This window comes from Sinorhizobium sp. CB7 (assembly GCF_041357635.1).
Taxonomy (GTDB): domain Bacteria; phylum Pseudomonadota; class Alphaproteobacteria; order Rhizobiales; family Rhizobiaceae; genus Rhizobium.
Window position 1 is genome coordinate 30,287 of sequence record NZ_JAULLL010000009.1, and the last position, 11,569, is coordinate 41,855.

The following is an 11,569-nucleotide window of genomic DNA, read 5'->3' on the forward strand; positions in this document are numbered from 1 at the left end:
TATATCATTTGGCTGACACTTTGTCGCTCGGGCTGCGCGAAACTTTGCCTCTGATCGGGCGGTTGCCCGCCCGATCAATAGCGCAGGACGCGATCAACGCGTGTGGGTTACAATCACCGGCACCAGCAGATCACCCCAGTTACCGTCGCCGCCGTGGTGTCGGGCAGAGCGAATGAGCTCCACGGAGACACCGGCCTCGACAGCCTTCATGACCGACTGGTTGAGCCGGTGAAGATCGTTGGCGAGCATGCGGACCATTGTCTGCTGATCCGCGTTCATGCTGGTTGCCTGCTCTTCCGTGCGTTCCTTGACTCTGACGATGGATGTCATGGTCGTTCTCCTCTCATGGATTCCGGCACTACTCCGCAGCCGGTTTGAATTGGGTATGCTCGGTGGATTCAGTCATGGCTGTCGTCGAGGACAGGCCGCCGGTAATGGCAAGCGAGACCGCATCGAAATAGCCGGTGCCGACCTCCCGCTGATGCCGCGTTGCCGTGTAGCCATTGGCTTCGGCGGCGAATTCGGCTTCCTGCAGCTCGGAATAGGCCGCCATCTGCCGGCTCCGGTAGCCGCGTGCCAGTTCGAACATGCCGTAGTTCAGCTGGTGGAAGCCGGCGAGCGTGATGAACTGGAACTTGTAGCCCATGGCGCCGAGCTCCCGCTGGAACTTGGCGATGGTCGCGTCGTCCAGATTTTTCTTCCAGTTGAAGGAGGGCGAGCAATTATAGGCGAGCAGCTTGCCGGGATAGGCCTTGCGCACACCCTCTGCAAACCTGCGCGCCTGCTGCAGATCCGGCTTCGACGTTTCGCACCAGATGAGATCGCAATGCGGCGCATAGGCGATGGCGCGGGCAATGCAGGGCTCCAGACCATTTCGGACCCGATAGAAGCCCTCAACCGTGCGCCCTGCATCATAATCGACGAAAGGCTGGTCACGCTCGTCGATGTCGGAGGTCAGCAGCTTTGCGGCCTCCGCATCGGTGCGGGCGACGACGAGTGTCGGCACGCCCATGACATCGGCAGCAAGCCGCGCGGCGTTGAGATTGCGGATATGAGCAGCGGTCGAGATCAGTACCTTGCCACCGAGATGGCCGCACTTCTTCTCCGAAGCAAGCTGATCCTCGAAGTGAACGCCGGCCGCACCCGCCTCGATATAGGCCTTCATGATCTCGAAGGCATTGAGCGGGCCGCCGAAACCTGCTTCGGCGTCGGCAACGATCGGCGCAAACCAGGTTTCGACCGAAAGGCCACCGCCCTCCGCCGTCTCGATCTGGTCGGCGCGCTGCAGCGTGCGGTTGATGCGCCTGGCAAGCTCGGGGCCGGCATTGGCCGGATAGAGCGATTGATCCGGATACATCGCAGACGCCGTGTTGGCGTCGGCCGCGACCTGCCAGCCGGAGAGATAGATGGCTTTCAGGCCGGCACGAACCATCTGCATCGCCTGATTGCCGGAGAGGGCTCCGAGCGCGTTGACGAAATCCTCTTGGTGAACGAGCTCCCAGAGCCGATTTGCACCCATTTCCGCAAGCGAATGGCGCAGTTCCACCGATCCGCGCAGCCGCTTCACGTCCTCGGCTGTATAGGGACGTTCGATGCCGTCAAAACGTCCGGCGGGAGCAGTCGGTATCAGTTTGTAAAAATCTGTCATTCGGCTCGTTCCTCACTAAGTGGAGCAGGAATATTGCTGTGACTGAATTTACAAAACTGAATGCGCAGAGGCTAGGGAAAGCTCAGGTCTCGCGGATATAAAAGGGTTAGCATGTATTGAGTTTTACGAGGCTGCTGTGTAAATTTGTAAAAGATGTAAAAGCACCAGCTCGATCACGTTTGTAAAAGGAATGACAGATGGTGGAGCGCAAAATATTTGCTGGGCCGCGTATCCGGCACATAAGAAGGACCCTCGGCCTGACGCAGACGACAATGGCCGAGGCGCTCGCCATCTCGCCTTCCTACCTTAATCTGATTGAACGCAACCAGCGTCCGCTGACGGTGCAGCTTCTGCTCAAGCTTTCCTCCGTCTACAGGATTGATCCGGATGAACTGCAGGAAGAGTCGCTCGGCAATGTCGGCCGCTTGCGTGAGATTTTCGCCGATCCGCTGCTCGCTGGCGAAATATCCGGAGACCAGGAACTGCTTGAAATGACGGAGGCAGTGCCGAACGCCGCGCGCGCCATGGTCAAGCTCTACAGTGCCTATCGCGAGCAGGCGGCCCGGCTGAAGGACCTGACCGAGCTTCTGGTGAGGGAAGGGCGGGCGCCCCTCCTTTCAGGCGCGAGGCTCCCTATGGACGAGGTCCGGGAGAAATTCGAGGGACGGCCGAATTTCTTCTCCCGCCTTGAGGATGCCGCCGAAAGCTTCATCGAAAAACTGTCGCCCGGCGACGAATTGGCGACCGCGCTGAAAGCCTGGCTGCGGAGCGAACACGGGATTGCGATGCGCATATTGCCGGTTCATGCGATGCCAACCCTGCGTCGCCGCTTCGATCGTCACTCCATGCGGCTTTTTCTCTCCGAGAGGCTTTCGGCTGCCGATCAGCTTCACGAAATGGCGGTGGAAATCGCTCTCCTCGCATTTCGAGACGAAATCGCCGCGGAACTGGAGGCGCTGGTTCTGACGACTCCCGAGGCAAAGCGCATCGCCCGCTTCGAGCTGGCGCGCTATGCCGCCCATGCGCTGGTCATGCCCTATGGCGTCTTCCTGGCGGCCGCTCAGCGCACGCATTACGATATCGATGTCTTGCGATCGCGCTTTTCCTCCTCCTTCGAGCGGGTGGCAAGCAGGCTCGTCGCGCTGCAACGGCCGGGCAGCGCCGGCATACCGTTCTTCGTGATGGAAATTGATGCTGCCGGAAACAGGCTGAGGAAAGCCGGCGCTGAAGGGTTTCCGCAGATACGCTTTGGCGGCGGCTGCCCTAAATTGAATATTCATACGGCCTTCGCCGAGCCCGGGCAGGTTCTCGTCGACGCGGTGGAAATGCCCGACGGCGACAGTTTTATCATCCTGTCCCGTACGATCGAAGGACCCATGGCAGGTTTCGGTGAGAGAGTGCGCCGGAAGGCTTTGCTGCTCGGCTGCGATATCGGCTTTCGCGACGATATCGTCTATGGCGCGGCCGTTGCCGGCCGTTTGCCTGTCGGCATCGGCGCCTCCTGTCGCCTGTGCGAAAGGCAGGGCTGTCTAGCCCGGGCGGAGCCGCCTGTCACCCGGCCCCTGGGGCTCGGCGAAGCGCCCGCAGGACTGAGCGAATTTGATTTTCAATGAACGTGTAAAACCTGTCGGCATCAGGATTTTTTTCCTTGTCGGTACCGAAAATCCTTTCTAGTCTGCAAGAAAAAAACAGCGGGAATGTTCTCAAGCGTCGCACGGCTTGAGACGGAACAGGAGATAAGATGAAACCCCTTATTGCTCGCTTTGCGGTCACGGCTCTGGCCGCCGTCTCGTTTGCCGTTTCGGCATCGGCGCAGGAACGCGTGGTCAATGTTTATAACTGGTCGGATTATATCGACGATTCCATTCTTGCCGATTTCACCAAGGAAACCGGGATCAAGGTTGTCTACGATACTTTCGACTCCAACGAGACGCTGGAGACCAAGCTTCTCGCCGGTGGCACGGGTTATGACGTCGTCGTTCCGACAGCGGACTTCCTGCAGCGTCAGATCCAGGCGGGTGTTTTCCAGAAGCTCGACAAGTCCAAATTGCCGAACATTTCCAACATGTGGGACTTGGTTCAGGAACGTACTGCGCAGTACGATCCCGGCAACCAGTATGCGGTCGATTATATGTGGGGCACGAACGGCATCGGTTATAATGTCGCCAAGCTGAAAGAAATCCTCGGGACCGATGCCAGCCCCGGCTTGGAGATAATCTTCGATCCCAAGGTGGCCGCGAAATTCAAGGATTGCGGTATCTACGTCCTGGACGCTCCCAAGGATGTTATTCCTTCTGCGCTCACCTATTTGGGCCTCGACCCAAATTCGACATCGCAGGAGGACTTCAAGAAGGCGGAAGATCTGCTGACCTCCATTCGGCCCTATGTCCGAAAGTTCCATTCCTCCGAATACATCAACGCGCTCGCCAACGGCGATATCTGCGTCGCCTTTGGATATTCCGGCGACCTCCTTCAGGCACGCGACCGCGCAGAGGAAGCCAATAACGGTGTGGAAATCAAGTATTCGATCCCGCCTCAGGGTGCGCAGATGTGGTTCGACATGATGGCTATCCCCGCCGATGCACCGCATGTCGAGGAGGCGCACCAGTTTCTCAATTATCTCATGAAGCCCGAGGTCATCGCCAAGGCCAGCAACTCCGTCTTCTACGCGAACGGCAACAAGGCATCGCAGCAGTTCGTCGACAAGGAAGTGCTTGACGATCCGTCCATTTATCCAACCGAGGATGTGATGAAGAAGCTTTACAGCGTAAAGCCCTGGGATCCGAAGACGCAGCGAATAGCGACACGACTTTGGACCAAAGTGGTCACAGGTCAATAAGACGACAGCTAAGCCCGGACTTCGGTTCGGGCTTTTCCTTGACGGGAGCCGGTGATCGGGAAAGCATCGGCGAAGATTGCTTCTTTCGGGGATCAGTGATGAAGTCTCTCGGCAATATCCGGCGTTCCTTTGCGCCTTGGGCGGACGCGACTGCCAAGCCATTCATTTCTTTCAAGAGCGTGACCAAGAAGTTCGGTGATTTCACCGCCGTGAACGATCTTTCGCTGGACATTTATCATCGCGAGTTCTTTGCGCTTCTCGGCGCTTCCGGTTGCGGCAAATCCACCTTGTTGCGCATGCTGGCCGGTTTCGAGCAGCCGACCGCGGGAGAAATTGTCCTCGACGGCCAGGATCTTGCAGGCACCCCGCCCTACAGGCGCCCGGTGAACATGATGTTTCAATCCTACGCGCTCTTCCCGCATATGACGGTGGAGAAAAACATCGCCTTCGGCCTCAAGCAGGACGGCATGCCGAAGGACGAGATGGCGGACCGTGTCGCCCAAATGCTGAAACTGGTGAAGCTGGAGCAATTTGCGTCCCGCAAGCCCAACCAGCTTTCCGGCGGCCAAAGACAGCGCGTGGCGCTCGCGCGCTCACTTGCCAAGCGCCCCAAGGTGCTTCTGCTCGATGAGCCGCTCGGTGCGCTCGACAAGAAGCTGCGCGAGGAGACGCAGTTTGAATTGATGGACCTTCAACAGAACCTCGGCCTTACCTTCGTGGTTGTCACCCATGACCAGGAAGAGGCGATGACCATGGCCGACCGCATTGCCGTCATGAGCCATGGGAAGGTGGTGCAGGTTGCCACACCCGCCGAAATCTATGAGGCGCCGAACTGCCGTTTCGTCGCCGATTTCATTGGCGACGTGAATATTCTGGACGGCAACGTCGCCGCCATGAAGCCAGATGCCGTCGAAATCGCCGTGGATAGCGGTTTTACACTGCGTGTTGCGACGGCCGAGGCGCCGGCGGTCGGAAGTCGCGCCGGTTTTGCCATCCGCCCGGAAAAGCTGCGGGTTACACGTCGCGCGCCGGCCGATCCGTCCGCTAACGCAGCTCAGGGCGAGCTCTGGGATATCGGCTATCTTGGCGATATGACCATCTTTCACGTAAAGCTGAAAAGCGGACAGGTGGTAAAGGCGTCGTCTTTGAACGCCGTTCGCGCGGTTGAAGATCCATTCACCTACGACGAAGAAGTTTGGGTTTCCTTCGACGAAAATGCCGGCGTTCTCTTGAAGGACTGAGACCATGCGATCCCTCGGCTCCTTCCTCTACCAGCGTATCGTGATCATCGTCCCCTATGCGTGGTTGCTGCTTTTCTTTCTCATACCATTCTTCATCGTCTTCCGGATCTCGCTGTCGACGACGGCGATCGCCATGCCGCCCTACACGCCCCTCTTTTCCTTTGCCGACGGCTGGTCTGGCCTATGGAGCAAGCTTGGAGAGCTCTCCTTCGACAATTACAGCTATCTCATCGATGACCCGCTTTATTTCAACGCCTATGTATCCAGTGTCGTCATCGCGGCCATCTCGACCTTTCTGACCCTGCTCGTCGCCTATCCGATCGCCTACGGTATGGCGCAAGCCCCGCGCAGCATCCGTCCGACGCTGCTGATGCTGGTCATACTTCCGTTCTGGACGAGCTTTCTAATCCGCGTTTACGCATGGATCGCGATCCTGAAACCCGAAGGATTGCTCAATCAGCTTCTGCTTTCCATCGGCGTCATTCATGAGCCCTTGGTCATCCTCAACACCACGACGGCCGTCTACATCGGCATCGTCTATTCCTACCTGCCGTTCATGGTGCTGCCGCTCTATTCGTCGCTCGAGAAAATGGACGGTTCTTTGATCGAGGCCGCCCAGGATCTCGGCTGCACGCCGATCAAGGCCTTTTGGCGTGTGACATTTCCCCTGTCTCTCCCAGGGGTCGTTGCCGGCTGCATGCTGGTTTTCATTCCGGCCGTTGGCGAGTTCGTCATTCCGGACCTGCTCGGCGGGTCGCAAACGCTCATGATCGGTAAGACGCTGTGGAACGAATTCAATTCAAACCGTGATTGGCCGGTGTCCTCGGCGGTGGCGATCATTCTGCTCCTGATCCTCGTCATCCCGATCGTGTATTTCCAGAACGTGCAGGCCAAAGCCGATGGCGAAGGGAAATAAGCCATGCTGAAATGGACGCGCTTCAATATTGTTTCCATCACCCTCGGCTTCGCTTTCCTCTATTTGCCGATCGTTCTTCTCGTCATCTATTCCTTCAATCAATCGAAGCTTGTAACGGTCTGGGGCGGCTTCTCGACCCATTGGTATGTTCAGCTCCTGCAAAACCAGGCCCTGCTCGACGCAGCCTGGGTGACGATCCGGGTCGCTCTCCTCTCGGCGACGGTTGCCACCGTCCTCGGCACGATGGCGGCGCTAACGCTGGTGCGGTACACGCGTTTTCGTGGCCGTATGCTGTTTTCCGGGATGATTTACGCGCCGCTCGTCATGCCGGAGGTCATCACCGGCCTGTCGATGCTGCTTCTATTCGTGGCGATGGGCATTGACCGCGGATTCTGGACGATCACGCTGGCCCACATAACCTTCACCATGTGCTTCGTCGCGGTTGTGGTGCGCTCGCGGCTCCTGAGTTTCGATCGCTCAATCGAAGAGGCGGCGATGGATCTCGGCGCTCCGCCGGTTCGCACCTTCTTCGAGGTGACGCTGCCGATCATTGCGCCGGCGGTTTTTTCCGGCTGGATTCTGGCCTTCACCCTGTCGCTCGATGATCTTGTGATTACGAGCTTTACCTCAGGTCCGGGCGCGACCACACTGCCGATGAAAATCTACAGTCAGGTGCGTCTCGGCGTGACGCCTGAAATCAACGCCGTATCGACAATTCTGATCGCGATCGTCACGATCGGTGTCATATGCGCATCGATCATTACCAATCGCCAGGAATTGCAGCGTGAAAGGGACGAACGGGCCGCCGCGGCTAACGCTTAAAATAATCCCCGCTCTGCACTGAAAAGGCGAGTGGGCTTACTGCGCCGCGGGCTTCTGCAGGATTCCCGAAAGCGAGGATATGACTGGATCAGGCCAGGAGCCGCCGATGAAGAAGGGCAGAAGCGGCAGTTCGTCGGCCCTGGAATCGTCCGTTGCTTCGAGCGCGCCCGAAAGAGCCAGTCCGTTCGTTCGGTAAGGAATGACGCCCGAAAGCACCATCGTCTCATCACGGCCCTGGACGCGCGCCGTGCGGACTTCGGCCGAGCCGTTCGCCACACGTGCATCAACAGCGATGCTGTCGAAATCGAAGGGCCGGCTCCCCGCCTCACTCAAGGGGAAAAAATCCTTCTGGGTCGCAAGCGTACGCAGTGCAGTTAGATCGAAATTCCGCAATGAGCCGGGTCCGGCGGAAAACCGGACACTGCCGGTTACGTCGCCGGCACCTGCCGCCCATATCGGCTTGGACGTGCTGAGCGACAGTTCGAGGGAACCCGCGTTGGTGAGCGGCAGCGGACCCTGCAGTTTCAGTTGATCGATCAAGCGCGCGAAATCGGCATTTTGAATGGAAACCTGCAATTTCCCGCCGGCATCAAAGTCTCTGTCGGTGACCTGGAGACGGGCATTGAGATCTCCACCTTCGAACTGGCTGTCGCTGATATCGAATTTTGCCTGGCCGGCTGAAACAAGAACGCTGGCCGCCACGTCGTCGAGGTGAAACGGTGTGAAATCGGCCTGCTTGGCCGAAAACCGCAAATCCAGCTCCAACCGTTGCAGTAGATCGCCTTGCGAAACCTGCGGCGTTTTCTCGTCTGCCGCAAGGCGCAGCGAGAAAGCTGCCCAGACCGGGCTGAGGTTCATCCGGTCAAAAGCCAGTGTTCCTCCTACCTTCGGCTTGCCGGAAGCGGTGTAACTCAAATCCATGTAGCCGGTAGCACTTGCGTCATTGAGAGTGAAATTGAGGTCGTTGAAGCGCAGACCATAGTCTGCGGTGATCACATCCGCATCCAGCGAAACATTCTTCAGATCGCGTGCGACCGGCAGATGCTTGCCACTCCACGCCAGCAGGGCTGGTACATCGGGGGCGTTGAGCTCCAGCCGGCCGGACATCGTGGACACGTTCGAAATGTTCGCATTTCCCGTGAAGCTTGAATTAATCAGTTTCGACGTTAGCGTCGCCTTGACGTCGGCATTCTTGCCGGCAAACAGGAGCAGTGGTTGAGCCGATGCGAAGTCGAGTTTCAGATCCTGCTGGTTGAGACGGGCGATCACAACCGCACTGAGTGCCTGCGAAAGCCGTGGCCAGGTGATATCGGCGGTAATGCCGTCGAGCCTGTAGACATTCCCGCTTGCCTGGTCAGTCAGATCGAGCATGCCGTCTTCGACGGTAAGGGAGCCGATCTCCGCATCAAGTTTTGTATTCAGCGTTTCTCCCGGTCCGGCGGCCCGGGCTTCGCCAATGGCCTTGGCCAACTGCCCCTGATTGGTCCAGTCGATCAGCCCCTTGTCGTCGCGTATCAGATGGAGGTTCGGACGGATGAAATGAAATTCGTGAAAAACGGCCTGTCCCCGCAAGGCGGCGACAAGGCTGAAATCGGCCGAAAGACTATCGACTTGGCCAAGCACCGTATCGCCATTTGGCGAAGGCCGGCGGATGGTAACCTGATTGAGCGTTATGCGTGGAGTCGGCCAGAACTCGAGGGTGGGAGTACCTTCGATATTGGCCTGATATCCGGTCCATTTTGATAGCACATCCTCGATGCCGGAGCGTACCAGCCCCGTCGAAATCAGGAAGGGAGCCGCGACGCGGAAGGCCACGAAAATGGCAACGGCGGTCGCCACGATATAAGCGGAAATACGTGCGGTGGGCGGAAGCCAACGAGAGACGTCCCGTAATGCCCGCCGCCATCTTCTGTTGCGTGACGCTCTCATGATTTCCGTCGATGTTTCTTCCGATTGCGCAGCATTTTTCCCGCGACTTGCCGGATATAGGAAATGCCGCGCAGATGCAAATGCGCGAGCCGATCAGCGTGCTATTGGTTCTGCTTTATAATGCATTGCAGCATGATATACAGGCCAAGCCGGAAAAACAGTGGAGGAACGAATGCAGGATAAGGAACCGCTCTGGACACCCACGGACACGTCGATCCGAAACAGTCCGATGTATCTCTTCATGCAAGAATGCAACCGCGACTTCAACCTCTCCCTTTCCGGTTTCGGAGACCTTCATTCCTGGTCGATCGCACATCGGGAGGAATTCTGGACCGCTTTGTGGGATTTTTGCGGCGTCAAAGGCAGCCGGGGAGAGCGCATCCTTGTTGACGGCGATAACATGCTTGCGGCCCGGTTCTTTCCGGATGCCACGCTGAACTTTGCGGAGAATCTGCTGTCGCGCGGCGGGACCGGCGATGCCATCGTCTTCTGGGGGGAGGACAAAGTAAAGGATCGCTGGTCCTGGGATCGACTTTCCGCGCTGGTGTCGCAGTTGCAACAGGCCTATAGGACCCTTGGCATCGGTGAGGGCGATCGCATCGCCGCCATGATGCCCAATATGCCGGAAACAATCGCCTGCATGCTTGCCGCCGCATCGATCGGGGCCATCTGGTCGTCCTGTTCGCCTGATTTCGGTGAGCAGGGAGCGCTCGACCGCTTCGGACAGATTGCTCCCAAGCTCTTCATTGCTTGCGATGGTTACTGGTATGGCGGCAAGCTGCAGGATGTGACGGAAAAGGTCGGTGCGATTGCCCGGCACCTCGGCGTACCCTCCGTGATCGTTCCCTATGCCGGAAATGGGCAAGTCGCGTCAGAGGGAGCAAAGGCACTTGCGAATTTCATCGCCCCCTATGCCGCAAGGCCCGTCGAATATACGCCTCTGTCGTTTTCGCATCCTCTTTATATCCTGTTTTCCTCGGGAACCACGGGTGTACCGAAATGCATCGTACATTCCGCCGGCGGCACGTTGCTGCAGCATTTGAAGGAGCACCGCCTGCATTGCGGAGTAAGACCCGGAGAAAAGCTCTTCTATTTCACCACCTGCGGCTGGATGATGTGGAATTGGCTGGTCAGCGGGCTTGCTTCCGGGGTGACGCTCTGCCTCTATGACGGCTCGCCCTTCGCCCCCGATGGCAATGTGCTGTTCGACTATGCCCAGGCAGAAAAATTTGCCGTTTTCGGCACCTCGGCGAAATATATCGACGCGGTGCGCAAGAGCGGCCTGACGCCGATTGCGACCCACGACCTTTCGAGCCTGAGGCTGATGACCTCCACCGGCTCGCCGCTTTCTCCGGAAGGCTTTTCCTTCGTTTACGAAGGGATCAAAAGCGACGTCCAACTGGCTTCTATCTCAGGGGGAACGGATATCGTCTCATGTTTTGTGCTCGGCAATCCGCTGCAACCGGTTTGGCGCGGTGAGATCCAGGGACCGGGTCTTGCGCTTGCCATGGACGTTTGGGACGATGACGGCAAACCGATCCGCGGTGAAAAGGGCGAACTGGTTTGCACCAAGGCCTTCCCTTCCATGCCCGTCATGTTCTGGAACGACCCGGATGGTGCCAAATATCGCGCCGCCTACTTCGAACGTTTCGAGAATGTCTGGTGCCATGGCGATTTCGCGGAATGGACGGAGCATGGCGGCCTCATCATCCACGGCCGGTCCGATGCGACGCTCAATCCCGGCGGCGTGCGTATCGGCACGGCGGAAATCTATAACCAGGTCGAACAGATGCCCGAAGTGGCGGAGGCAATCTGCATCGGACAGGACTGGGACAACGATGTGCGGGTCATCCTTTTCGTCCGTCTCGCACCTGGCGCGACACTGAGCGAGGATCTCCTGAAGGCGATCAAGGCCCGCATTCGCACCGGCGCATCCCCGCGTCATGTCCCTGCCAAGATCATCGCTGTCACCGATATTCCCCGAACGAAGTCCGGCAAGATCGTTGAGCTCGCGGTTCGCGAGGTGGTGCATGGGCGGCCCGTCAAGAACAAGGAGGCGCTGGCCAATCCCGAGGCGCTCGAACTCTTTGCAGACCTGGAAGAACTTCAGAGCTGACAGCAAGAAGGCTTCAACGGAAGCCTTCTTGAGATTGCACTGTTGTTAGCCTCTATCG

9 protein-coding genes are annotated in these 11,569 nt (G+C 58.1%); 6 read left to right on the top strand and 3 right to left on the bottom strand.

The genetic code is table 11. The features are described 5' to 3' along the window. Window positions 1–93: 93 nt before the first annotated feature. Window positions 94–330: a hypothetical protein gene (locus AAE029_RS17735; protein ID WP_371074195.1), complete on the bottom strand. Its 237-nt coding sequence runs from the start codon at window positions 328–330 to the stop codon at window positions 94–96. 28 nt (window positions 331–358) lie between these two features. After that, window positions 359–1,648, bottom strand: coding sequence for an isocitrate lyase (aceA, locus tag AAE029_RS17740; RefSeq protein WP_371074196.1), 1,290 nt, complete (start codon window positions 1,646–1,648; stop codon window positions 359–361). 197 nt (window positions 1,649–1,845) lie between these two features. On the opposite strand from aceA, the gene AAE029_RS17745 reads away from it, so the two are divergent. The 5 genes from AAE029_RS17745 to AAE029_RS17765 all read left to right on the top strand — a co-directional run bounded on the left by AAE029_RS17745 (window position 1,846) and on the right by AAE029_RS17765 (window position 7,466). After that, on the top strand, window positions 1,846–3,261 hold the full coding sequence (locus tag AAE029_RS17745) for a short-chain fatty acyl-CoA regulator family protein (protein ID WP_371074197.1): 1,416 nt from the start codon (window positions 1,846–1,848) through the stop codon (window positions 3,259–3,261). A gap of 128 nt (window positions 3,262–3,389) precedes the next feature. Continuing rightward, window positions 3,390–4,487: a polyamine ABC transporter substrate-binding protein gene (locus tag AAE029_RS17750; RefSeq protein WP_371074198.1), complete on the top strand. Its 1,098-nt coding sequence runs from the start codon at window positions 3,390–3,392 to the stop codon at window positions 4,485–4,487. 98 nt (window positions 4,488–4,585) lie between these two features. Beyond that, window positions 4,586–5,728, top strand: a complete 1,143-nt coding sequence (locus tag AAE029_RS17755) for an ABC transporter ATP-binding protein (RefSeq protein ID WP_371074199.1) — start codon at window positions 4,586–4,588, stop codon at window positions 5,726–5,728. A gap of 4 nt (window positions 5,729–5,732) precedes the next feature. Beyond that, complete coding sequence (locus AAE029_RS17760; RefSeq protein WP_371074200.1) at window positions 5,733–6,644, top strand: ABC transporter permease subunit; 912 nt, start codon at window positions 5,733–5,735, stop codon at window positions 6,642–6,644. A gap of 3 nt (window positions 6,645–6,647) precedes the next feature. After that, a complete protein-coding gene (locus AAE029_RS17765) occupies window positions 6,648–7,466 on the top strand; it encodes an ABC transporter permease (RefSeq protein ID WP_371074201.1) in 819 nt (272 codons plus the stop codon). Between the two features lie 36 nt (window positions 7,467–7,502). On the opposite strand, the gene AAE029_RS17770 is transcribed toward AAE029_RS17765, so the two are convergent. Further along, the gene (locus AAE029_RS17770) at window positions 7,503–9,395 is read right to left on the bottom strand and encodes an AsmA family protein (protein ID WP_371074202.1); all 1,893 of its coding nucleotides are present in this window, start codon (window positions 9,393–9,395) and stop codon (window positions 7,503–7,505) included. Between the two features lie 172 nt (window positions 9,396–9,567). Between AAE029_RS17770 and AAE029_RS17775 the strand changes: the two genes are divergently transcribed. Then, window positions 9,568–11,511, top strand: a complete 1,944-nt coding sequence (locus tag AAE029_RS17775; RefSeq protein WP_371074203.1) for an acetoacetate--CoA ligase — start codon at window positions 9,568–9,570, stop codon at window positions 11,509–11,511. Window positions 11,512–11,569: the final 58 nt, after the last annotated feature.